We start from the raw sequence: 24756 nt of genomic DNA on the forward strand, positions 1-24756 counted from the left end.
GTGCCTTAAGCGCTTTATCGAAATCGAAGGGCTGGGACATGTGTCATTCCTTTTTGATTGTATATTACTGGAATGACACAGAATTTCTAACACTCCCGACTCTTTAGCAGAAACACGGCGCACTATTAGAAGCACGCTACTATATATCAAATAAAACCTATTTAGATGATGGCTTAGCGCGGTGTCCTATAGTCGTACCGTTGCCTGATGTATCGCTTTTCTCATAAACATAAACAGGCATGTGCATGAAGAGGTTTATATGAATGTCACTTCAGGCGTGAATGCGCAAACGCCATTGCTCCCTCCTTCTGAACGGGGTAATGATGAAAAACCGGTAGCTGAAATCGTTGATTTTAACGCTTACGGCAATAAACCCAGATGTTTAATGTGCCTGGGAACCACGGCATTGTTTACAGGTGTTTTCAGTGGGGTATGCTCAGGGGCTGTCGCCAGTGTCAGTAGTGGTACTGCATATACTACCGCCCTGACGGTTTTAGGCGCATCGTTTGGCATGGGGGGAATTGGTATGATGGGAATATGCGCCGGACTATACCTTAGCGCAAATGGCATCAGAACCCGGCCAGCCTGGCCATAAATGAGCAAACACAGCAAGTCATAGGGAAAAGACGAATTCCGACGATGACACGGGGTGTTAATCGTCCAGACCAGAGGCTTATGACTTATATAGAAACGCTTTAGATAGAGTATGGGGTGTTATGTATTCAAGAGCCGATCGCTTATTAAGACAGTTTTCACTAAAATTAAATACCGATTCAATTGTCTTTGACGAAAACAGATTATGCTCATTTATTATAGATAACCGTTACCGTATCTTACTAACAAGCACTAACAGTGAGTATATAATGATATACGGTTTTTGCGGAAGACCTCCGGATAATAATAATCTTGCTTTTGAATTTCTCAATGCTAATTTATGGTTTGCAGAGAATAATGGACCACATTTGTGTTATGATAATAACTCACAATCATTATTATTGGCTCTCAACTTCTCACTAAATGAAAGTTCTGTAGAGAAACTTGAATGTGAAATTGAGGTAGTTATTAGATCAATGGAGAATCTGTATCACATTTTACAGGATAAAGGAATAACTCTGGATACCGATTATACGTGACGGTGAGAAGGGCGTTTGGTGATCTAGTGGTAATAGAGGATAATCAACCCCAGCAAAACTTACATGGCCTGATGAAGGTGGACTGAGCGTAGGTGCGATGGTTTGAGTATTACTTTGACATGAAATCAAACCTCTAATCTGGGAAAACATTATTTTAATCCTTGTAAAAGCGGCATTAAAACGTGCCATATTTTTACACGCTTAAATTATCAGTTTTTAACCTTAATTTAATAATCTGGAAACTTTTTGTGTAAGTTCTCACAAAGCAGTCATTGATTTAATTCACTGATGTTAAACGTAAAAGTCAGAATGCTAAGTCCTGAGTCCGACCGGATGCGGGGAGGATTGTGACTTGCTGGCTGGCAATGGATAGGGGAGGTCTCTAAACCTAAGCGCCCATTTGCGCTTTGGTTAGTGTGGTCAATTTTTGGATGTGGCGGGAAGTACCACTTTTTTATTGATTATACGCAAAAAATAAGCCTGCGTAAGGGAGATTACGCAGGCCAAGGAGGTGGTTCCTGGTACAGCTAGCATTTATGGGTTATGTTTTTCAGCGCGTTGAATAATACCCGCATTGAGCGAAGCGGTATGTGATCAATTTCTAAGAATCTTCCCGCCATGAAAAAATAACCGCAATTAACTACTTAGCATGGGGGTTACGCGTTGATTCGCCTGAGAAATTACGCATCAATAGTGCGTAATCCAGCGTAACGTCCTGCGGGACGGGCATCCAGACGGTATAGCCATCGCCAGGCGCCACCGGCATAGCGTCTCCTTTGGCGTTCTCCATCTGTTCCAGGGTGAAATTGATATTTCCCTGCGGTGTCATCAGCTCCAGACTATCGCCAACGGAGAATTTATTCTTCACCGCCACGGCCGCCAGTTGGCCTTTACGCTCACCGGTGAACTCGCCGACAAATTGCTGGCGTTCGGAAACGGAGTACCCGTACTCGTAATTCTGGTAATCGTCGTGCGTATGGCGACGCAGGAAACCTTCGGTATAGCCGCGATGAGCCAGACCTTCCAACGTTTCCAGCAGCGTAGGGTCGAAGGGTTTACCCGCGGCGGCGTCGTCGATGGCCTTACGGTAGACCTGTGCGGTACGGGCGCAGTAATAAAAGGATTTGGTGCGGCCTTCGATTTTCAGCGAGTGGACGCCCATTTTCGTCAGGCGCTCCACGTGGGCGATAGCGCGCAAATCTTTTGAGTTCATGATATAGGTGCCATGCTCGTCTTCGAACGCGGTCATGTATTCGCCCGGTCTTTGGGCCTCTTCTATCATAAACACTTTATCCGTCGGCGCGCCGATACCGAGCGTCGGCTCAACGTTCTGTACCGGAATCGGTTCGTGCTTATGCACGATGTTGCCGACAACGTCTTCTTTTCCTTCCTGCACGTTATATTCCCAACGGCAGGCATTGGTGCAGGTGCCCTGATTCGGATCGCGTTTATTGATGTAGCCGGAAAGCAGGCAGCGGCCGGAATAGGCCATGCATAGCGCGCCGTGGACGAAAATTTCTATTTCCATATCCGGCACCTGCTGGCGAATTTCCTCAATCTCTTCCAGCGACAGCTCGCGGGAGAGAATCACACGGGTCAGCCCCATCTGCTGCCAGAATTTTACCGTCGCCCAGTTTACGGCGTTAGCCTGTACCGACAGGTGAATCGGCATTGCCGGGAAGTGCTCGCGTACCAGCATAATCAACCCTGGATCGGACATGATCAGCGCATCCGGGCCCATCTCGACGACGGGTTTCAGGTCACGGATAAAGGTTTTGAGCTTGGCGTTATGCGGGGCGATATTCACCACCACGTAGAATTTTTTTCCGAGCGCGTGGGCTTCGTTGATGCCAAGCTGCAAATTTTCGTGATTGAATTCGTTATTACGCACGCGTAAAGAGTAGCGTGGTTGGCCCGCATAGACGGCATCGGCACCGTAAGCGAAAGCGTAACGCATATTTTTCAGCGTTCCCGCCGGCGAAAGAAGTTCTGGTTTAAACATCATTTTCTCGTTCTGATGACAGGTCAGATCCGCCTCACCTGATGAGGCGGCTTGAGGAGAGTCCTCACTTTAAGGGCGGGCATTGTACGCTTACGGACAGGCCGAGTAAATATTGCGAGAGTATATTGGCGCTAATAGAACACCGGATGTTAATGGAGAGCCAATGATGAAAATGAGCCGCACGGCCATCACGTTGAGTCTGCTGGGAATGGTCGCGCATCCCGTTTGTGCCGCTCCGTCGTTTGAAGAGACGGCAAGACAGGTGATTATCGCTTTTCAGCAGCGAGACAACGCGAAAATTAATGCCCTGATTGATAAAAAAGTTGGGATGTATGTGCTGTACCGAATTGGGGCTGGGCATGATTATGAGTGGATGAAAAGTTTTGATATTAATAAGCCGATACCCGGTTTTAACTACCTGTTGGGGCAGGTAGGTTGGTTTTCAGAGCATATTCCTGTGGATAACGAATTTGATCACCACACGGAGGTTGAGTACGTTTGTGAAAAGGGATGGGATCACGCCGGTTTTTTTGTCAGCTATACCGGTTCTGATAATGCGCTGCTGACGTTTAGCATGGTGAATGGAGCGGATAATGGGGATCAGGCGTCTGATACCCGTATAGCAAACGCCAGGCGGCTTGAGCTGCAATCAGAGCGAGTGGTGGCAGTGCCGGAAAAATGGGGCGATGGTCTGATTTTTCATCTGAGCGAGCTTCATGGCTTGGGCAAAGGGTGGAGTTTAACACTGCTGGATTTGGTTACGGAAGATTGTAGTGCGTGAGGCATATATGTTTAATCAGGGTAAATAGCTGCTTATTTATGTCTTTCTGCTATCAGGATGTTATGGCACCCCCTCAATATTCATGATTTAAATAAAGCATTTCCTGAATATGAAACTAATTCACTAAAAATAAAGTTGAAATTACCTCGGCAACATGCATTAAAGAAAATACTAAAGGTCATTTGACTTATTATAGCGTCAGTGATTACGTCTTTAACTAATTTGGCTCACGTTATGTATCCACTATGGGGAATCTTTATATATTCCGAAAAAAAACACAATGATATTCTTAATGCAGATAAGAGAGTAATCTTAGGGGGTGCAGGTTTGTAAACCAGGGTATGGCGGTAGCGTTATTTTTTAACGAGATATCATCAGAGGTAGAATTAACGATCGCAGACGATACTCAGTACTAAGAGGAAATCAGGTTGAAGTTGAACAGAAAATGATAAATACGTATTGATAAGATGGACTCCATTGAATCTACTTATTAGTAGATTTTATTATGAAAAATATATTTTTCTTGATGTCTTTTACGCATTGCGCAATAGCAAATCCTTGCCGCCTTGATGCAACTTGAGTGATTTTGTGTATAGTGTGACAATGCTGAATACTGAATTGATACCTTCTACATATTAAATCAGGGGTTAGTTGTATGGGCGATTTTATAAAGTATCTATTTATTTTTTCTTGCTTATGGAGCGCAAATTCTTTTGCGATTACTCAAACTCAATGGGATGGTAACTTTAGAGTCGAGGAACTTGGCGAGCAGTTAAATGATGGGAGTCAGGTTTTTTTACAATATAATTTAAAGATAGATAGTAAAAATAATCGTGCTTCTTTATCCATGACAACCTGGCATGCGGGGATAACATGCATTGGTGACTACTCTTTAAAAATCAATTCTGGTGTTTTGGCATTATACTATAACGGCGACGAGGAAAATGCATGTCCATATCCATCACCGCAATTTGAGATAAGCAATAAAGGTAAAGCATATTATATAAAAGGAAAAATGTTTTCATATTCTCAGCCTGGTGAGTGGTTGCCACTCAAACATATCACACTAAAATAATTCTATATTTCATAAATTATGATGATGAAGTTAATGATGGTATGAAATATTAATTGGATATGTCGTGAACATATTTTTGTTATATGTTTTCAATGTGTATGACAAGAAAATTTGCATGAAAAGATTATATGAGACGGTTTGAAAAATGAATGAAGTTCACATAAAAGCAAGGTCATTCTGAAACGAATTTGTCAAATTTACTGAATTATATATCAATAATTCCTGACTATCGACAATAATGTAAAATCGAGTACAAACTCACGGATTTGTAGTAATTAGGGCAAAGAACAAGTCAGATAAAAAAATTTCTCATTATTTATTCAAAAAGCAAGTGCAAACTGTTAGTTTGAATTTGTATTTCTTCATAGAAGTGTTGAATAATATTGACGTCAAACATGTTCTGCCTTTTTTTACTAAACTGAGTAAGGTAACTTTAATATTATAATTGCAATGATACAAAATCACATCAATATATAATGAGGAAAACTATATGCCCGCCGCCGCTCGACTAAACGACAAAGGTATGCGTTCGACTCTGGATAGAGTGTTAATATGAAAGCGAATAATGTGATTATTTTTGTGATTCTATTTTTATCCTCTGTGAGTTATTGTTTTGCTGATATGAAGATATTAAAAATAAATCAGTCTCATTATATGAGTCCTTATAATAAAGAGCCTGGGGATAGAAACTTATGCAATAAATGGGTTTTAAATGCAAGTCAGATAGAAAAAATATTTTTGTTAAGTGATAAATATAAGGAAATGAGTGATACCATGACTGGATTTTGGCTCTGGTTTCCCTGTGAAATAACGGGTGAGTTGATTTATAATAAGAAAAAGTGGCATTTTTCTATTAATGCTGCTGCCACGGCAGAATGGTCCGATGGTAAGGAAACGATATACTGGGGGTGTTCCAGGGAAAAATGTGATGACATGTTTATACTTCCATATCCAGGCCGGAGTTATATAGGTGGTGGTGGCAAATTGATTTGGTGACGAGGTAGATCTTCATCCTGGTTTTAGCCTTTTAAAATGAATTAAATTTAACCTTCAGCATCATGACGAGAGTATGAAAGTATATTTTTGTACACACCGGGATAAAGAATAAAATAACCAAGGGTCGTATATTTATCACGTTAAATACAACTTTTTAAATACAAGTCAGTGCTGGATTTTACAGATCAATGTTGCGTTATTACTAAATTCATAAATTAATGTTTGAGTTATGGTTGTTATGATCTTTCCCTGATAGATCAGTGCCTTCAGGCAGAGGTGGCATTACCACCAACAAAAATAATGTTCATTTTTATGGGCGTAGGGGATTTACCCTTATTTAAAGATTACAAAGAGATATATTTCTCATTTAATGTTAAATAACATATAACTCATATTGTCAGTGATGTTTCGGATGAGCTAATTGATTTTACATTTGAATGGAAGGGTTAAAAAAACTATGTGTGGCGGTATCTTTTCGTTCAGAGAATCATAGCAGAAAGAAAGAACCGGAAATGTTGGGTGAGATATTATATAAGTTCATCGGATTTAACATCAGAAAAATTGCTAATGCGATGAGAAGTCATTGGGATGTGGAAAATAAATTGCACTGGCGTTTGGATGTGGCGATGGACAGAGAGTACCTCGCGTCAGTCCTTGCGGGGGGCGGGGTTTCGTAATCTTGCCCTGTAAGGAGGGGGTTGTGTCCGGGCAGGATATTGATGAAAACTACAGATTAGTCTCGAATGATGCCTGTCCTGAAGGAATGTCCTCACTTTCGTTTTTTTAGTGATGAAAGAGTGGGGCAAACAGTTAAAAAAATTTTTGGTGTGGATATTCCAGTCCATCCAGATGTGAAAAAATAAGGGCGCTACATGAGCAGATATAATGAGATATCTCAGTATTTTAATAGTGATAACTCTGCAAGTATGGATGTGGAACGATATACTCATATTACAGAAAGAACTATTTCCACTGACCTTAAAATAATAGATAAGTATGGTGAGGAAGAAATATTATCCTCTTTCAATCTATTTTTCCTTAATAATTCAAGGTCTTTTCTGTACCTTTACGCTTGGAATGTCTATTTTAAAAATAAAATAAAAAATAATTTACTATGTGCTTCTGTTGCATTTGATGCGATGGGATTGTTTTGTGGTTATTTTGAACAACCAGATAAAGTATTTGTTTCTGATGAACTGCTATATAATCAGGGAATTCCCTTACTTCTTCAGATTGCTACCAATAAAATTGATGTTGCCCGTCGCTTCTATCCTCTTTTTATTAAAGGATTAAAGAACTTTGAAGCAGAACGAGCGAGAAATCTATTGCCTCAAAAGACCATTGTTCTGGCAATTGAAATGCTAGCCAGTGAACATAAGCAGACGGTTGACTGGCAGTCGCATGGTATTCCAGTTGAGCGTTTCTATTATGATTTTGTGAAAGAGGCTCTTTACTCACAGGATGAAGCGGTACTAAAAGAGTGGTTGGCTGAGCTTTGTGACTGCCATCTGAAATGGTCTGCGCGTACAGAGACTACAGAAAATGAATATGCTCTTAACGGTTATGAAATAGAGCCACAGGAACTTTTGCTCTGGCCTTTTGAATATCAGGCAGTGAAAAAATTTCGTGCAGCACATGGTCTTACCACGCCAGAAATTGATCATCCATTATTAAAGACGCCATTAGCCATAGAACATCAGGCTGATTTCAGTAAATGGGATGCGCCAGAGTGGTTCTGTCCACTGGTTGACAGGTTGATATCAGCAAATACTGAACTGGCTTTTACCAGAGAACTCTTTAAATAATGAGAGATGAGACAGGGTGATGTGTATTACGAAAGTTAATGCCGATTATGAATAATTATAGATTAACTTTTTCTTTAAGTTTATTGCGTTCGGCCATATTGTTTGGCATCATTTTAACAAGTGTTGGTTGTAATAATCAAAAGAGTAAGGCGTTGCTTCTACCTGTTGATTCTACGCAGTTTGCACAATTGGCTTGTTATTATAAAGATATTAATTCCGATGATAATGTAATGGAGTTAAAATTACCAGGTGAATATAAAGAGAAAACTAACTTATTTAATCAACAGGAAATTAAGGTGCCGGTAAAAGGTGAGAATTTTCTTTCTCCGTATATTGGTGATGGTGTCCGTTATTATGAATTAGGGTACTTTGAACATGATGGTAATACTTACAAATTGATAATTTATAATAAAATTGGAGAGTCTGATACGTTATTACTTAATGTACAAATAAATAGTTATGATGCAAAAGGAAACCTGGTGGATGCTTTATTACTTAGTAGCTTTTTTGCTTATGAAGATATCGTGCGTTTTTCTGATTTTGTCATCCGCCAGAATTACACAATAAGCATTGATAGTTATGTTATATATAGGTGGTATGAGGACAGCAAAGATGGTCATCTTGTAACTATAAAGTTTAAAGATCAGGCGCCTCAGATTTATATAAAGGAACAATATCAAATGGAAAATGGTCGGTTCAAATTGATATCCAGAAATGAAGTATCACAGGGTAAAGAAAAGAAGCGAGCGTTAAATATACCATGCTTACGACATTAATAATTGTAATGGAGGTGTTGAGGTAATATGGATAGCAGGAAAGAATGAGGAACGTTATGAGAATTATAAATAGATTGTTAATTTCAACCGATCTCAGGTTAATCATAAAATTTCAGTTTCCACGCCAGATTTATTCAACGCGCAGATAGTGCCCGTCGGCGCGGACATTTGCGCCAAAACCGCAGTCCACAAACGTATCGGTGCTGGCATCAATGGTTTCAGAAGAAAAAGCCAGCGAAATGTCGCAGTGAATATCATCGCCTTCCCGAAGCGCCACGATGGTTTTATCGTTTTCCAGCGTTACCGTTGCGGAGAACTCGCCGATATTGGGGCCGAAGTAGATCCCCATTAAACCGAACCAGTAACCCTGAAAATTAACCTGATAGCGCGATGGGGTGGGTAATGCCTTCACGCTAAGCACATTCCAGGAGGCGCGTCCGGCATAGCGCCAGTATTCCCCCGCCGCAAAAACCGGTGGCGGCAGGGCCGATAGCTTATCTTTGATAAGTTTCAGGTTGTAGATCGACTTGCTATCATTCGGCCTTAGCATCAGCCAGGCGCGGGCTTTACGCCACTCGCCTTCGCGTATCCAGGTTAGCGCCACGTTGTTGTAGGCCGTCGCGATGGCGCTGTCGTCAAGGGCGCAGCTTTCGCTCCATGCGGCCTGCTGTTCAAAAGCGTCGCGCGCTTTGGCATACTTTTGGGTCTTGTAAAGCTGTTCGCCCTGGCTGGCAAAAACTGGAATTTTTGCGCAGTCGGCCTCGATCTGCTGCTCCGTAATTTCAGCCCTGGCGGTGGTGCAGAGTAGAAGCAGGGCGCAAAGAAATAGAGATTTTCTTTGTATTATCACTCCATTACACCATTGAGTTGACCTGTCCCGGCAGCTCTGAATTCGGGATACGGACGGTATACCAGGCGAAACGAAAGCGTTTCCAGAAAGAATCGAAATGCAGGTGGTCCAGGCAGTCCATAACGATTTCATTATCCGGGTAAAGTGTGAAGGCAAAATGCGCCCAGCGTGCGCTTAGCTTCATATTAAACAGCGTTCGATCGTGTTTATTACCGTGCAGGCGCGATAGGGTCACCATAGCGTGTAGCGTGCCTTTGTTGGCCTCTTGTTGCACCAGTTCCAGATGCTTATGCGCCAGCGTAATATCCTTCACTTCAAAAATATTCAGCAGGAACAAGCCCCAGGCCTCTTTATGCCCGAACTGATGCGCCAGCCAGAGATTATCGAGTAGTTCTTTTTCATAAGCGGAACGTTTTTCGGTATCAAGTTCTTGTTTACTCAGACGCTGGTTGCAGATGCCAATGCTGAAATGAATATTTTGCAGGTCATTTTCATAGTCGGTATAGCCTCCGTTATCTATTAATTTGTACGGGGTACTCTCGCGCAGCGCTAACTGCCGGTGCAAAATCTCCGCCGCGCGCTGAAAATACCCTAACGCGATGGCAGGATCGTAAGGTAGTAGGCCGTTGTTCTCTTTATTATTGTGTTCAAGGCCCAGCAGGTTTAGCGCGGCGGGTATATTTCTTTGTGCGCCCAGCTCTGCCAGCGGCACGAAATGTTCCGGGAGCCCGAACCAGTTGAAATTTTTAATCGCCGCCCGCCAGTGATGGTTATATTGAATGTCGGCGACGCTATCGAGCCAGGCGAGGCCTTGCGCCTCATCCTTTTCGAAACCCAATAGCCCGGCGTACTGAAAGTAGCCACGACGGATTTTCGGCACTGCGAATTCCGTTTGCTGCGCATTCTGGCAGAGAAAATTATACATCCACCAGGTGTCAGGAAAATCGCGCAGGGCGAACTTTATCGTGTCATCAGAGAAATAATTGTTGAGCTTAACTTTTTCCACGATCGAACGCTGAAGGGTTCGCCAGAGCGCGTCATTATCGTCCAGATCGCTATAGCAGACCCGCAGCCACTTCAGCGCGTTGTGGCGGGATTCCTGGATATGCGCTCGCATGCTAATCTCTTCGGCTTCGGCGATAATGCGTTTCTGTTCTGCCGGGGAGTCAACCTCTTTAATGCGCAGATCGCGGTGATCGTCCCACCAGATTAATAGCTCCAGATGTTCACGTTCTGCGGCAGAAAGGTGATCGCATACGCTTGATTCCAGAAATTCGCGGATTTCCTCGTGAAACCCTCCCCAGCGCGGCATACGAAACGGGATATATTCATCCAGTACGTAAAATACCGTCGGGAAAATAGCCAGGCAGACGGCGAGCCAGTATTTTTGCCCGGCATCGTCATTGAACTCCGGTAGCACGGACGGGCGCGGCAAATTTGGGCAAACCGCGTCGGCAAACGATAGCCCGGAATGGGCCATCAGCGCGTCCACCTCCTGCGGTGAATGGCGATGATATTCAGCCAGATCTTCCATTAATGGCTGCCCGGCAACATCCGCGCCCACGAGGAACTCAACCAGCCAGTCGGGCTGGCCGAAGACTTTTGAGTTGGTGCTGGTCAGGGCCGCCGCCATCCACTGGCGCGGTTCACAGTCGATAGCATTGAGCGCGGCGATGACCATCCGTTCGTTGCAGGCGGCGGCGCAGATCCACATCGCTCGGGTGGTTTCTCTCGCCCAGCCATAGCTGCGGTAAAGCCACGCACGGTGATTCCAGTATTGCGCCTCGGCAAGCCAGGCGTGAGTGGAGCGGGGACGAGCGCGCTGCCAGTTTTTGATCAGCGCTAATCCTTGCGGCCCAGCCTCAACCAGCGTGTCCATATCGTAAAAAGGGTTGTCCATTTGATTCCAGGCGAAGAAATAGCGCTTTTCCGCTTCGCGGCTGGTAAAGCTCTCCGTCAGCGCCTGGTTGTAGCGTTCGTCCAGTTCGTCATAGCGTTCTTCGCGCAGCAGGCCGGGAATATCGGCGATATGCCATTCGCGTTGCCCGTCATTGAGGGGATTTTTGTGGTTGCACATCTCAAACATAGCGTTGAGCAGACGATCATCCTGTTCCATAAAGCGTCCTTTAAATCGGCTCGAAAATTTTGAATTCATTCCACGGCAGTTGTCGCCAGCGGCTGACCGGGTCTTGCAAATAATGGGTGGCTTCCTGTAAATCCCGTCCGGCAAGCGCTGTTGGCGTGTCACGTAGCGTGAGCCATACCCGGCGGGCGCGAACGTAGGCGGTGGCGTAATCCTCCCAGGAATCAAAACAGTCCTGAGCGCGCTGGGCGTTAAGTAATAACACCAGCCAGGCCTGATGTACGTCGCACCAGCCGAGCCCGGCGATACAGCGGGTCAGAAAGGCGGTGCGCATGCAGTCGAAAGCCAGCGCGTCGCGGACCTGGCCCTGGGCCGCCAGATGATGATAAAACGTGCGCGGCGAGCTGCCGATGCCCGCAGGCCAGCGGCGTAAGATATCCTCGACCTTGTGGCGTAACGCCGCGCCGTCGAGGTTTTCGCTCAAGCCCAGCTCTTTTTTTACCTGCTGCGCCAGATAGCGGCGTTTGTCATCGTCAAGTTTGAAGACCAGCTCAACGCCTTTGATCGGTAGCCCGTTGCGCCGGGCGAGGATATCGGCTAGCGCCAGCGCCCATTGCCGCCGTCGGGTATCGCGACGCAGGTCTTTCAGGCGATCTTTTTCTTTCTCCTCGGCGATACGGGCCGCAATCAGCGGTTTGTTTTTTTTGTAGTTGCGCCAGCTAAAAAATAGGGCGGCAATAATAAGAACAATCCAGAACATTATTGCACCTCCTTGATGACAGGGAGGTAACGCGTGGTTTGTAGCGTCAGGCTTTCAATTTCGAAAGGTTCGCTACTGGTGTTTTTCCCAGCAAGCGTAGGATGCCATTCATGCTGCGGAAACAGCATTTCCGCAGCCGTCGCCACGTTAGGATCAACAACCTGAAGGTAGCGCAGTGCCTCCGGGGCGCTGTGCAGCAGCAGCCACTGTAAAGCCACCGGAGGCGTAGGGAAGTGCTCCATTAAATGAAAATTGTCATGCAGCACATTGAGCAGAAAATTGAGGTCATGAATATGAGTAATAAATTTCCAACCTGAATATTCCGGCGTTGCTTCATAAACTATTCCCATCCCTTCGCAATCGGCGTGGCGCTCAGGAAGTGGTTGCAGATGGCGTAACAGAGATAAAACATCGTTAGCATATTTCTTAATAGGGTGGCGATTTTGCTTACCTTTAATCTGATCAATGCTCAGGCCGTTATTACCAACCACCAGGCTTATTGTGACGTGGGGAATATTATTGCCGTCGCGCAGGCTGAACAGGCGAAGTTTTTGTTGTTCAATTTGCCGGGCGTAGTAATCGCCGTAGCCGCCGGAAAGCGCGCCTTTATTATCAAAATCTCCGACGCAGTGTTGCATATGCCAGGATTCATACGCCATCTCACTGCGCAGGCCGGGGTTTGTTGCATCAAGTTCAACCAGCACACCGTTATTCACCGTCATCACCGGTTTTAGCGCCTCGCTGTTGGAGGGATACCAACCTTGTTCACGCAGGCGCTGCATTTTTTGATGCTCCGCTTCGCGCATTGCCAGCACGGTAAAGCAGTTGATGCGCTGCAGTTTAGTTTCCAGCCGCGTTCCTTCCTGACGCGAAAGAAATTCCACTAAATCTCTTTCCATTGCCACGAGTTGCGGGTGCTGAACGTTAAGGTAGTAAAAGCGCTCATCGCCACCCAGCTTTGGCACCAGCCAGGCGGGGATTTCTGCATCAGGGCTAAAATAAACGGCATAATCGGCGACGGAGCGCACAGGATAAACGTGAGGAAAGTCACCAATGATCCAACGATAAAAATGGTTGCTTAACCAGCGCTGGATATTTTCGCTGTCGCCGCGTTGTTGGCTCCGGGAAAAAATAGACGATTTTACATTTGGCGCATTTATTATATTGCGTGGTTTATAGCGGTGAGATGACGTTTCTGTCATAAAAATCTATGTATAATTAAGCTGGTGTTATGTTTATGTATTTTTAGATTCACTTAATGAATTAATGCGCAATAAGTTTAAAAAACTACTCACAGTATATCGGTAAACTAAAAAGAGCGGCCAAATAATTTATTGTCCCCGATCGCGTTCGTCATGGTTTTCGGGATACCGCTCGGCCAAAGGAAAGAGGACTGTGTGTTAATTCCGCCAGAATAGCGTTGGCGGAAAATATCGTCTTACGACCTTGTTATTGTTATGCCAATAATCATTATACCAGGTGACACGCATCCGCTTCCCAGCGATATCCCACCCCGTAGACCGCGCGGATAAATGACTGTTCGGCATCCAGCGATTCCAGCTTGCGGCGCAGGTTTTTAATGTGGCTGTCGATAGTACGATCGGTCACCACACGGTAGTCGTCGTAGAGGTGGTTTAACAACTGCTCGCGGGAAAAAACTTTACCCGGTTCAAGCGATAAGGTTTTTAGCAGGCGGAATTCAGCGGGGGTTAAATCCAGCGCTTTACCACACCAGGAGGCCTGAAAGCGGCTTTCATCAATCATTAACGGGCTTTCGGCATCCTGCTGCTGGAGTTCGCGCTGCGGTTTACAGCGGCGCAAAATGGTTTTCACGCGGGCCACGACTTCGCGCGGGCTGTAAGGTTTACAGATATAATCATCGGCGCCGATCTCCAGCCCCAGCAGCCGGTCGATCTCTTCAATTTTGGCTGTGACCATCACAATGGGGATGTCGGAAAAACGGCGAATCTCCCGGCATAGCGTCAGACCATCGGTACCCGGCAGCATCAGATCCAGCAGGATTAGATCCGGCGGCGTTTGACGCACATACGGCAGTACCTTGTCGCCATGATTGATGAGCGTGGGGGCGTAACTCGCCGCGCGTAAGTAGTCAATAAGCAGCTGACCCAGCTTGGGTTCATCTTCAACAATCAAAATGCGTGGCGTGTTTTCATCAATGGGTAATTCAGTCATACTTCTCTCTGTAAATCGCGATCCAGCGGTAACTCTACTGTAATGCTAACCCCGCCAAAAGGCGAATGAGCGGCGTGAAGATGACCGTTATGCGCGTGTACAATATTGACGCATATCGCCAGCCCCAGTCCAGAACCGCCGCTGGCGCGGTTACGGGACACTTCCGTGCGGTAAAAACGGTCAAAAAGCTTTTGTAACTGCTCATCGCTGACGCCCGGTGCAGAATCGGCAAAGGTCAGGAATAATGATTTGTCGCGTTGTTCGGCGGAAATATGCAGGCCGCCGCCGCTGTCGGTGTAGCGCAGACTGTTTTCCAGTAGATTATTAAACAGTTGCATCAGGCGATCCGGGTCGCCGAAGACGGTCATGCTATCCGGCAACGCGTAATGTAACGTTAGCCCCCGGCTGGTAAAGCGCTCTCTGAACGCGCCGCCAGCGACTTCCAACAGGGGAACAAGATCGACGGTCGTTTTTTGGTAAGCCAGCGCGCCCTCGTCAGACAACGACAGCTGATGCAGGTCGTCAACCAGTTTGGTAAGCGTACCGACTTCCGCCTGTAGCGAGGTAACCGATTCTGGCGTGAACTGGCGAACGCCATCCTGAATGGCTTCAAGTTCGCCGCGCAATACCGCCAGCGGCGTGCGCAGTTCGTGGGAAATATCCGCCATAAAGTCGCGGCGCATCTGCTGGTTTTTTTCCAGCGTGCTGGCAAGCTGGTTAAAGTCTTGCGCCAGTTTTCCCAGCTCATCGGCGCTGGTTGGGGTCACGCGCGTGGTAAAATCCCCCGCCGCCAGTCTGTGCGTACCCTCGACCAACCGTTTGACCGGGGCGAGCAGGCCACGCGCCAGCAAAAACGTCGCCAGCGCGGCCAGCAACGTTGATAACGCCACGATCATCCAACTGGCGCGCCGCTGCTGCATATCAAAATTAATATCCGTATTGCGCGTCAGCCGCTCGACAGGAGAGGCGATAATCGCGCCGACTTCGGCGCCATTGACCAGAATGGGGCGGCGAGTACCGTCATGCGGCACCGGACCGCGTGGGCCGACCAGCACCCGGCCATTTTGATCGACGACCCAGAACTGGGTGCGCCAACCGTGCGGCGGCATACCGGGGCCGGGTTTATCGCGGTCGTTGTCATGCTCAAATGAACGCAGAATCTGGAAAACGAAGCGATCGTTGTTGCGTAAAAAACGCCAGTTGCCGTGTTGCTGGTACTGGTCGCCCAGCGCATCGCCCAGCATTTGTAGCCGCTGCTCGTTGCCGTGTTTGATATAGTCAATAAATCCGCGTTCAAAACTGACGCGCACGGCCCAATGCATACTGATCAGCAGCACGATGCAGGTGGCGAAGATCGCCAGAAACAGCTTGCCGGTGATTCCGGGCCGCCAGACTTTCATTACAGGCTCCTTTTACGCCGTGAAATGACCATGTTTTGCTGTGTATCGTTCGGCACGCGGGCAAAAATTATCGCCGGTAGCGCGATAATAACCGCCATACATAACCAGGTGTACATAAAGACGTGATGTGTGGCGCTACTGTCTATCCCGATATGCTGTTGGCCAAACATACCCAGCAGCATTCCGGCAATAGTGACGCCGATACTCATCGAGAGCTGCATAATCATCGATAATAAGCTATTGCCGCTGCTGGCCAGCGTATCGGGAAGGTCTTTTAGCGTTAAGGTATTCATGGAAGAAAAGCGCGCCGAGTTCACCATTCCCTGCAAAAGCAGTACCAGCGGCAGGAGATAATACCAGCCGAGCAGCGCGACCGACATAAACAACAGGCTAACCAATGCCAGTCCGAGCGTGGTCGCCACCAGAACCCGACGATAGCCAAAACGGTTAACTATCTGCACCACAATCCGCTTCATTCCCATGCTGCCCAGCACCATGGGAATCATCATCAAACCGGCATGAAACGGTGAAAAACCAAGACCAATTTGTAAAAAGACCGGCGTCATAAACGGCAGCATACCGCTGCCGATACGCCCGGCAAAACTGCCCAGCAACCCCAGTGAAAACGTGGGCGTGCGGAACAATCGCAGGCTGAATAACGCGCCTGAGTTTTTTTTGGCATGGAAGAGATAGAGCAGAATGGCTGCCGCGCCGCCCGCAGCAAGTCCGGCTAATGTCCAGGGCGAAATCCCCATGCTTTTACTACCGTCCAGCGCCAGCGTGAGTACCGCCATGCCGATAGCTAACAGCAGGAACCCCGGCAGATCAAAGCGCCGGGTCTCTATGGTGTAGTTTGGCATCAGCATAAAGGTCGCCATAGCGCCGACAATTCCCACCGGGATATTGATCAGAAAGATCCAGTGCCATGAAGCATATTCCACCAGCACCCCGCCCAGCGCGGGGCCGAGTAACGGCCCGATCTGTCCCGGTAGGGTGACGAAGGTCATCGCCGCCATATATTGCGCGCGCGGCACGATTTTCATGACCGTCAGGCGTCCGACCGGCACCATCATCGCGCCGCCTACGCCTTGTAAAACCCGCGCTAATACCAGTTGATTAAGCGTGCCGGAAAGGGCGCAAAACAGCGAACCCAGCGTGAACAGCACAATGGCGGCAAAGAAGATATTACGCACGCCGATTTTATCTGCCAGCCAGCCGCTGGCGGGGAGCATCACGGCGACGGTAAGAACATATGACACCACTACCATGTGCATATGCAGCGGGCTTTCCCCCAGGCTTTTCGCCATGGAGGGCAGCGCAGTGTTGACGATGGTGGTATCCAGCGACTGCATAAAAAAGCCGAATGCCACAATCCAGAGTTGCCAGCGGGTGTTGTCAGGAAGTTCTGTCATATCTCTACTATCGGTTTGCTATTTTTACGCGAAAAACGCAGCCGCAGACGGTCGAAAAAGAGGTACACCACCGGCGTGGTATAGAGCGTCAGGAGCTGGCTCATGACCAAACCGCCGACAATGGTTATCCCCAGCGGCTGCCGTAATTCCGAACCGTCTCCGCCAGATAACACCAATGGCAGTGCGCCGAACAGCGCCGCCAGCGTGGTCATCATTATTGGACGGAAGCGTAACGAGCAGGCCTGGAAAATGGCTTGTTCCGGCGTCAGGCCGCCGCTTCGTTGCGCTTCAAGCGCAAAATCGACCATCATAATGGCGTTTTTCTTCACAATGCCAATTAATAGCATGATCCCTATCAGGGCGATTAGGCTGAAAGGGGCATTGAAGAGTTCCAGCGCCAGAAGCGCCCCAACGCCCGCCGATGGCAGAGTAGAGAGAATGGTCAGCGGATGGACGTAGCTTTCGTACAGTATCCCCAGCACAATGTAGACGGTAGCGATCGCCGCCACTATCAAAATAAGCTGTGAATTCATGGTCTGCTGGAAGACTTGCGCCGTTCCGGAAAAACTGCCGCGTACCGTCGGGGGGACGCCAAGCTGCGTCATGGTGCGATTAATGGCCTCCGTCGCCTGCGATAACGATGTGTCGGTCGGCAGGTTAAAGGCAATCGTGGACGCCGCGGAAAGTCCCTGATGGTTCACCGACAGCGGCGCATTGGCGGGCCGCCATTGGGCGAAATAAGAGAGGGGGATCGCTTTTCCGTCGCGGTTGATAACAAACATTTTCTCCAGCGCGCTGATATCCTGGCTATAGCGCGGATCGACTTCCATCACCACTTTATACTGGTTCATCGGCTGATAAATGGTGGAAATTTGCCGCTGGCCGAAAGCATTATTTAACAGACTGTTTGCGGCCTGAACATCAATGCCCAGTCGTGACATGGTGTCGCGGTCGTAGATAAGGTTCATCTCCGCGCCGTTATCTTGCTGGTCGGAGTTTACGTCCGCCAGTTGCGGCAGGGCCGAGAGCGCTTTGCGTATTTTCGGCTCCCACTCGCGCAGCGCCGCCAGAGAGTCAGACAACAATGTATATTGGTAACTGGCGTTAGCCTGCCGCCCGCCGACGCGAATATCCTGTACCGCCATCAGAAACAGCCTGGCGCCGGGTTCTTTTGCCAGTTTGACCCGCAGTCGGTCAATGATTTGCTGCGCCGTCTCTTTGCGCTCGCCGCGCGGCTTCAGCGTGATAAACATCATGCCGCTATTCACCCGCGAGCCGCCGGTAAAACCAGTGACATTATTCACCGCCGGATCGTCGCGAATAATTTTCATAAAATCCTGCAGTTTGCCGCGCATGGCCTGGAAAGAGATGCTCTGGTCAGCCTGAATACCGCCCATCAACACGCCGGTGTCCTGCTCCGGAAAGAATGTTTTAGGGATGGCGATATAAAGCCAGATGTTCAGCGCAACGGTGCCAAGAAAAACCACCCCGACAAGACGCGTATGGTTAAGCACCCATTTTAACGACGTGCCGTAACCCTGTTGCAAAGCTACCAGCAAACGGCCAACGCCCCGTTTACGCGGTTGGGTGCGCGGTTTGCTTGATTTAAGCATCCAGCCGCACATCATCGGCGTCAGCGTGAGCGAAACCACCAGCGAAATGCCAATCGCCACCGAGAGGGTAACGGCGAATTCCCGTAATAATCGCCCTGGCAGACCGCCCATTAACAGCAGCGGCAGAAATACCGCCACCAGCGACAGACTCATGGAGATGACCGTAAACCCGACTTCTCGCGTACCCTGTAATGCCGCCTGCAAAGGTTTCATTCCCGCCTCCAGATGGCGGGCGATATTTTCCAGCACCACAATGGCATCATCAACGACAAATCCGGTCGCGATAGTCAGCGCCATCAGCGACAGATTGTTGAGGCTGAAGCCGCACAGATACATGGCGGCGAAGGTGCCGATGAGCGAAACGGGAACGGCGACAGCGGGGATTAGCGTGGCGCGCCCGGAACGCAGGAATAAAAACACCACCAGGATCACCAGCGCGACAGAGATAGCCAGCGTCTCTTCTACCTCTTGCAGCGACGCGCGAATCGTCGGCGAACGATCCTGGGCGATTTGTAAATCGATAGCGGCGGGGATCATTGCCCGCAGTTCCGGCAGTTTTGCCCGGATGCCGTCGACCGTCTGAATAATGTTGGCCTCCGGCAGCTTGCGTATCATCAACAAAATAGCGGGTTTAGCGTTCGTCATCCCGGCGTTACGGACATCCTGCACCGAGTCGGTGACGCTGGCGACGTCGCCCAGGCGTACCGCCGCGCCGTTGTTATAGTGAATAATCAGCGGCTGGTATTCGGCGGCGGTTTTCAGTTCGTCGTTGGTCTGGATTTGCCAGCGGTGGACGCTATCTTCAATTGCGCCTTGCGGTTGGCGTACGTTGGCGCTGTCGATCGCTTCGCGGACCTCATCCAGCGAGACGCCCTGGTTAAAGAGCGCCTGCGGGTTTAAGCCTACACGTACCGCGGGCAGGGAGCTGCCGCCGACGTCAACATCGCCGACGCCGTTAATTTGCGCGATGGTTTGCGCCAGTTGGGTAGAGGCGAAATCATACAGTTTGCCCTGTGACCAGCTCTCCGAGGTGAGCGTTAAAATCATAATCGGCGCGTCGGACGGGTTGGCCTTGCGATAAGTCGGGCGGCTGGGCATTCCGCCTGGCAACAAGCTTTGCGCGGCGTTAATGGCGGCCTGCACGTCGCGCGCCGCGCCGTTAATATCACGATCGAAATTAAATTCGAGAATAATGCGCGTACTACCGAGCGAGCTGCTGGAGGTCATTTCATTGACGCCTGCAATGCGTCCCAAAGAACGTTCCAACGGCGTCGCCACCGACGAAGCCATGGTTTCCGGCGAGGCGCCCGGTAGCGAGGCGCTAACCATAATCACCGGGAAATCGACCTGCGGCAGCGGGGCGACCGGCAGCAGACGAAAGCCCAGAATGCCGCACAGCGTAATGGCGGCGGCAATCAAAATGGTGGCGACCGGGCGGTAGATGAAAAGGGCGAAAAAGCGCATCTACGCCTCCTCTTTATGGCGCGGAAAGCGACTTTTCACGTACAGCGACAGGCGGTCAAACAGGAGATAAATCACCGGTGTGGTAAACAGAGTTAATACCTGGCTGACCAGTAAGCCGCCTACCATCGCGATCCCCAACGGGCGACGTAATTCCGCGCCAACGCCGGTACTCAACATTAATGGCAATGCCCCGAGCAACGCCGCCAGCGTGGTCATCAGAATCGGTCGAAAACGCAGCAGACAGGCCTGGAAGATAGCGTCGCGCGGACTCATCCCCTGTTCGCGTTCGGCGGCGAGGGCGAAGTCAATCATCATGATGGCGTTTTTCTTCACGATGCCGATCAGCAAAATAATGCCGATAATGGCGATAATATCGAGCTCGCTACCAGCGATGATCAGCGCCAGCAGCGCGCCGACGCCCGCCGTAGGCAGCGTTGAGAGAATCGTGATCGGATGGATAAAACTCTCATACAGCACGCCGAGCACGATATACATCGCCACCACGGCGGCGACAATAAGCCAGACGGTGCTGCCCAGAGCCGCCTGGAAGGCGAGCGTACTGCCCTGAAACTGCGTTGTAATATCCGCTGGCAGGGCGAGCGTTTTTTCCGTATCGAGAATCGCCTGCACCGCATCGCCGAGCGAATAGCCCTCCGGCACGTTAAACGAAAATGTCGTAACCGGGAACTGATCTAAATGATTGATGGAGAGCGGAGCGAAGCGCTGCTCAATGCGGGCAATCGCGCTGAGCGGTACGGTGCCGCCGTCGCGGCTCGTCAGGCGAATCGTCTCCAGCGCCGCCAGGCCCGGCGTGCTGGCGGTATTATGTTCCAGTACGACGCGGTACTGGTTCGCCTGGGTATAAATCGTTGAAATCAGGCGTTGTCCGAACGCGTTGTAGAGCGCGTTATCCACATCCGCCATGCTGATACCCAAACGGCTGGCGCTGTCGCGGTCGACATTCACCCAGGCCGCTAATCCCCGATCTTGCCAGTCGCTGCTTACCTCGGAAAGCTGTGGTAACGACTGTAGCGCGTTCTGCAGTTTTGGCACCCAGTGGCTGAGCGCATCGAGCGTCGTGGCCTGCAGGGTAAACTGATACTGCGTGCGGCTGACCTGCGTGTCGATGGTTAAATCCTGCGTCGGCTGGAGATACAGCGCCACGCCGGGAATCGTCGCCACGGCGGTTTGCAGCCGGGAGATCACCTGCTGCACGCGGTCATCACGCGCATCCAGCGGCTTGAGGTTAATTTGCAGGCGCGCGCTATTGAGCGTGGGGTTAGCGCCGTCTACGCCAACAAAAGTCGTCAGGCTTTGCACCGCCGGGTCCTGTAATATCCGCTCCGCCACCTGGCGCTGACGTTGCGCCATACTGGCATACGATGACGCTTGCGGCGCCTGCAGCGTCCCCTGGATAATGCCGTTATCCTGTACCGGAAAGAATCCTTTCGGAATGACTATCCACAGCATAACGCTGAGCAGGAGCGTGGCGAATGCCACGCTCAATGTAAGCCACGGATGGTTGAGCACTTTCGCTAATCCGCGTCCGTAGCTGGCGATCACGCGGTCAAACATCCGCTCGCAGGCGCGGGAAAAGCGGTTTTGTTTACGCAGAGATTGCTGGCTGAGCATACGCGCGCACATCATGGGCGTGAGCGTCAAAGAGACGACGGCGGAGATTAAAATCGCTACCGCCAACGTCACCGCAAATTCGCGGAACAGTCGACCAACAATATCGCCCATAAAGAGCAACGGGATCAGCACCGCAATCAGTGAAAAGGTGAGGGAAATAATGGTAAAGCCGATTTCGCCCGCGCCTTTGAGCGCCGCCGCCAGCGGTTTTTCTCCTTTTTCGATGTAGCGCGAGATGTTCTCGATCACCACAATCGCATCGTCCACCACGAAACCCGTGGCGATAGTGAGCGCCATCAGCGTCAGGTTATTAATGGAAAAATCCAAAAATACCATCACCGCAAAGGTGCCGATAAGCGACAGCGGTACGGCGACGCCGGGAATAATTGTGGCAGGAATATTACGTAAAAACAGATAGATAATCATGACGACCAGCGCGATCGCCAGCATCAGTTCAAACTGGGTATCGCGCACGGAAGCGCGAATATTGGTGGTGCGATCGGACAGGACCGTGACCTTCACCGATTTCGGCAGGCTTTCGGTAAGTTGGGGCAGCATCTGGCGAATGCTGTCCGCTGTCGCAATGATATTGGCGCCAGGCTGGCGTTGAACATTCATCACGATAGCCGGCGCTTGATTCGCCCATGCGCCGAGCCAGCTATTTTCCGCCCCCTGTTCGACGGTGGCGACATCGCCCAGCCGTACCGGCGCGCCGTTTTGATACGCGATGATAAGCCTGCGGTATTCGTCGGCAGACTGCATCTGATCGTTAGCAGAAAGCGTCACCGCCCGTTCGGGGCCATCCAGACTGCCTTTCGCCGAGTTGACGTTGGCGCCGGTAATTGCGGTACGGACCGTTTCGCTGGTCAGACCGAGCGCGGCGACAGCCTGAGCATTCAGTTTTACGCGTACCGCAGGGCGCTGCCCGCCGGCAAGCGTCACCAGTCCGACGCCGGAGACCTGCGAGATCTTCTGCGCCACGCGGGTTTCTACCATGTCCTCTACCTGGGTCATCGGCATTGCGTTTGAGGTGACTGCAAGCGTCATAATCGGCGGGTCCGCCGGATTGACTTTGCTATAAATCGGCGGATTCGGCAGGTCGGAAGGCAATAAATTGGTGGCTGCGTTAATCGCCGCCTGTACTTCCTGCTCGGCAACGTCCAGCGGCAGCGTCAACTGAAACTGTAGCGTCACCACCGATGCGCCGCCGGAACTTTGCGACGACATCTGCTTCAGTCCTGACATCTGGCCGAACTGGCGCTCAAGCGGCGCGGTGACGGCGGAGGTCATGACATCCGGGCTGGCGCCAGGGTAGAGCGTAACAACCTGAATAGTGGGGTAGTCGACCTCCGGCAAAGCGGCGACGGGCAGGAAGCGATAGCCGATAATCCCGGCGAGTAAAATCGCCGCCATCAGCAGAGTGGTGGCCACGGGGCGCAGAATAAACAGACGCGAGGGGCCGCCCGTGCTGCCCGGAGGTAATACCTGCATCAGGCGCGCGCTCCTTTTTGACCTTCATGGCGGGAAGGGGATTTTTCATCCGCCATGGTGGTTTGCGGCTCAACAACCTCGACTTTTGCGCCTTCCGTCAGCCGATCAATACCATCGGTAACGACGCGATCGCCTGCCGACAAGCCTGCGCTGATCACCACGTTTTGGTTATCCTGAATACCGATTTTTACCCGCTTCTTGCTGACGTTATTTTCGTCGTTCAGCACCCACACAAAGTGGCCCTCATTGCCCATTTGCACCGCCGCGGCAGGCACCACAACGGCATTTTGTTCGGTATCGACCAGCATCCGGGCGTTCACAAATTGATTGGGGAACAGCGTATCGTCCTGATTGGTAAAGCGCGCTTTAATTTTGATCGTTCCCGTCGTGGGATCAATCTGGTTGTCCAGACTGAGCAACACACCTTCGCTCAATTTGTGCGAGTTAGTCCGATCCCAGGCTTCTACGACCAGCGTTTTCCCCGCTTTCTGCGCCTGAACTACGGTCGCGATATCGCTTTCCGGCAGAGTAAAAATGAGATCAATCGGGTGCGTTTGCGTAATGACGACAATACCTGCGGTATCGCTGCTGGAAATCTGGTTGCCGACATCCACCTGTTTCAGACCCACGCGTCCCGAGACCGGGGCCGTGATACGACTCCAGTCGAGCTGTAACTGCGCGCTGGCGACATTGGCTTCATCCGCTTTAATGGTTCCCTGGGTTTCGTTGACCAGCGCCTGTTGCGCATCCAGTTCCTGACGGGAAACCAGATTGGTTTTTGCCAGTTGTTGATAGCGCGCCAGATCACGACGCGCATTCGCCAGCGTAGCGTTATCTTTCGCCAACTGTCCCTGAGCCTGCGCCAGGGCGACCTTAAACTGGCTGGGATCGATTTGCGCCAGCAGATCGCCTGCGTTGACCTGCTGACCTTCCTGAAAGTGCAGGGCGATGAGTTGACCGTCCACGCGGCTACGCACCGTAACGGTATTCGCGGCGGTCACGGTACCCAGCCCGCTCAGATAGCGCGGTACGGCTTGCGTGGTCGCGGTCGCGGCCTGTACCGGCGCCAGAGGGCCGTCGCGCATACCGCGGCGACCTGCGGCGGCGGTATACGGCGCTTGCGCGGCGACGCCCGGCGCGGCGGTCGGGCTTTCGCTACGGCTATGCCAGAACCAGAATGCGGCGGCGGCCACTACAACCCCAATCGCTATTGCCCAGCGGAAAGTATTACTGCCTTTCATCGGTATAAGTTTCTCATCCTGAAACGTTTTGCGGAATGTTGCTCCCTCT

Annotated in this window: 18 protein-coding genes and 2 pseudogenes; 8 read left to right on the forward strand and 12 right to left on the reverse strand. The window is 50.1% G+C overall.

Translation table 11 applies throughout. From position 1 onward, the window contains the following. Positions 1-259 precede the first annotated feature (259 nt). The gene (steD, locus tag ACLJR2_RS13510) at positions 260-595 is read left to right on the forward strand and encodes a type III secretion system effector SteD (RefSeq protein WP_001533113.1); all 336 of its coding nucleotides are present in this window, start codon (positions 260-262) and stop codon (positions 593-595) included. A gap of 121 nt (positions 596-716) precedes the next feature. Continuing rightward, the gene (locus ACLJR2_RS13515) at positions 717-1133 is read left to right on the forward strand and encodes a CesT family type III secretion system chaperone (RefSeq protein WP_001540404.1); all 417 of its coding nucleotides are present in this window, start codon (positions 717-719) and stop codon (positions 1131-1133) included. 9 nt (positions 1134-1142) lie between these two features. Here the strand turns inward: ACLJR2_RS13515 and ACLJR2_RS13520 are convergent. Further along, positions 1143-1322 (reverse strand): annotated as a pseudogene (locus tag ACLJR2_RS13520) (non-LEE encoded effector protein NleB); the annotation flags it as partial. A gap of 451 nt (positions 1323-1773) precedes the next feature. Beyond that, positions 1774-3135: a tRNA 5-hydroxyuridine modification protein YegQ gene (gene yegQ / locus ACLJR2_RS13525; protein ID WP_001517981.1), complete on the reverse strand. Its 1362-nt coding sequence runs from the start codon at positions 3133-3135 to the stop codon at positions 1774-1776. Positions 3136-3298: 163 nt separating this feature from the next. On the opposite strand from yegQ, the gene ACLJR2_RS13530 reads away from it, so the two are divergent. The 6 genes and pseudogenes from ACLJR2_RS13530 to ACLJR2_RS13555 all read left to right on the forward strand — a co-directional run bounded on the left by ACLJR2_RS13530 (position 3299) and on the right by ACLJR2_RS13555 (position 8568). Further along, a complete protein-coding gene (locus ACLJR2_RS13530; protein WP_000977172.1) occupies positions 3299-3916 on the forward strand; it encodes a hypothetical protein in 618 nt (205 codons plus the stop codon). 655 nt (positions 3917-4571) lie between these two features. After that, a complete protein-coding gene (locus ACLJR2_RS13535; RefSeq protein ID WP_000502178.1) occupies positions 4572-4991 on the forward strand; it encodes a hypothetical protein in 420 nt (139 codons plus the stop codon). A 552-nt stretch (positions 4992-5543) separates the two neighbouring features. Continuing rightward, the gene (locus ACLJR2_RS13540) at positions 5544-5987 is read left to right on the forward strand and encodes a hypothetical protein (protein ID WP_000646714.1); all 444 of its coding nucleotides are present in this window, start codon (positions 5544-5546) and stop codon (positions 5985-5987) included. A gap of 390 nt (positions 5988-6377) precedes the next feature. Then, a pseudogene (locus ACLJR2_RS13545) lies at positions 6378-6664 on the forward strand (ISAs1 family transposase); the annotation flags it as partial. 195 nt (positions 6665-6859) lie between these two features. Beyond that, positions 6860-7792 carry a hypothetical protein gene (locus tag ACLJR2_RS13550; protein WP_000092680.1) on the forward strand — a complete coding sequence of 311 codons (933 nt, stop codon included), beginning with the start codon at positions 6860-6862 and terminating at the stop codon, positions 7790-7792. A gap of 38 nt (positions 7793-7830) precedes the next feature. Continuing rightward, on the forward strand, positions 7831-8568 hold the full coding sequence (locus tag ACLJR2_RS13555; RefSeq protein WP_001122105.1) for a hypothetical protein: 738 nt from the start codon (positions 7831-7833) through the stop codon (positions 8566-8568). A 130-nt stretch (positions 8569-8698) separates the two neighbouring features. Here ACLJR2_RS13555 and ACLJR2_RS13560 read toward each other — a convergent pair whose 3' ends face one another. The 10 genes from ACLJR2_RS13560 to mdtA form a co-directional block, all read right to left on the reverse strand. Beyond that, the gene (locus ACLJR2_RS13560; protein ID WP_000586680.1) at positions 8699-9418 is read right to left on the reverse strand and encodes a tetratricopeptide repeat protein; all 720 of its coding nucleotides are present in this window, start codon (positions 9416-9418) and stop codon (positions 8699-8701) included. 4 nt (positions 9419-9422) lie between these two features. Next, positions 9423-11534 carry a DUF4034 domain-containing protein gene (locus tag ACLJR2_RS13565; RefSeq protein ID WP_000434238.1) on the reverse strand — a complete coding sequence of 704 codons (2112 nt, stop codon included), beginning with the start codon at positions 11532-11534 and terminating at the stop codon, positions 9423-9425. Positions 11535-11544: 10 nt separating this feature from the next. Beyond that, positions 11545-12261 (reverse strand): DUF1266 domain-containing protein, encoded by a 717-nt coding sequence (locus tag ACLJR2_RS13570; RefSeq protein ID WP_000498586.1) that lies wholly within the window; start codon positions 12259-12261, stop codon positions 11545-11547. Next, the gene (locus tag ACLJR2_RS13575; protein ID WP_000141078.1) at positions 12261-13463 is read right to left on the reverse strand and encodes a hypothetical protein; all 1203 of its coding nucleotides are present in this window, start codon (positions 13461-13463) and stop codon (positions 12261-12263) included. The genes ACLJR2_RS13570 and ACLJR2_RS13575 overlap by 1 nt, the downstream gene beginning before the upstream one ends. 268 nt (positions 13464-13731) lie before the next feature. Then, entirely contained in the window at positions 13732-14454 is a 723-nt protein-coding gene (gene baeR, locus ACLJR2_RS13580; protein ID WP_000137852.1) for a two-component system response regulator BaeR, read from the reverse strand. Then, on the reverse strand, positions 14451-15854 hold the full coding sequence (baeS, locus tag ACLJR2_RS13585) for a two-component system sensor histidine kinase BaeS (RefSeq protein WP_000870073.1): 1404 nt from the start codon (positions 15852-15854) through the stop codon (positions 14451-14453). The genes baeR and baeS overlap by 4 nt, the downstream gene beginning before the upstream one ends. Further along, positions 15854-17266, reverse strand: coding sequence for an MFS transporter (locus tag ACLJR2_RS13590; RefSeq protein ID WP_000137818.1), 1413 nt, complete (start codon positions 17264-17266; stop codon positions 15854-15856). Before ACLJR2_RS13590 ends, baeS begins: the two co-directional genes overlap by 1 nt. After that, positions 17263-20343 (reverse strand): multidrug efflux RND transporter permease subunit MdtC, encoded by a 3081-nt coding sequence (gene mdtC, locus ACLJR2_RS13595; protein ID WP_001533816.1) that lies wholly within the window; start codon positions 20341-20343, stop codon positions 17263-17265. The genes ACLJR2_RS13590 and mdtC overlap by 4 nt, the downstream gene beginning before the upstream one ends. Then, on the reverse strand, positions 20344-23466 hold the full coding sequence (gene mdtB / locus ACLJR2_RS13600; protein ID WP_001533689.1) for a multidrug efflux RND transporter permease subunit MdtB: 3123 nt from the start codon (positions 23464-23466) through the stop codon (positions 20344-20346). Beyond that, positions 23466-24707, reverse strand: a complete 1242-nt coding sequence (mdtA, locus tag ACLJR2_RS13605; RefSeq protein ID WP_000678823.1) for a multidrug efflux RND transporter subunit MdtA — start codon at positions 24705-24707, stop codon at positions 23466-23468. The genes mdtB and mdtA overlap by 1 nt, the downstream gene beginning before the upstream one ends. Between the last annotated feature and the right edge of the window lie 49 nt (positions 24708-24756).

The organism is Salmonella sp. SAL03688 (assembly GCF_046551895.1).
Classification (GTDB): domain Bacteria; phylum Pseudomonadota; class Gammaproteobacteria; order Enterobacterales; family Enterobacteriaceae; genus Salmonella; species Salmonella enterica.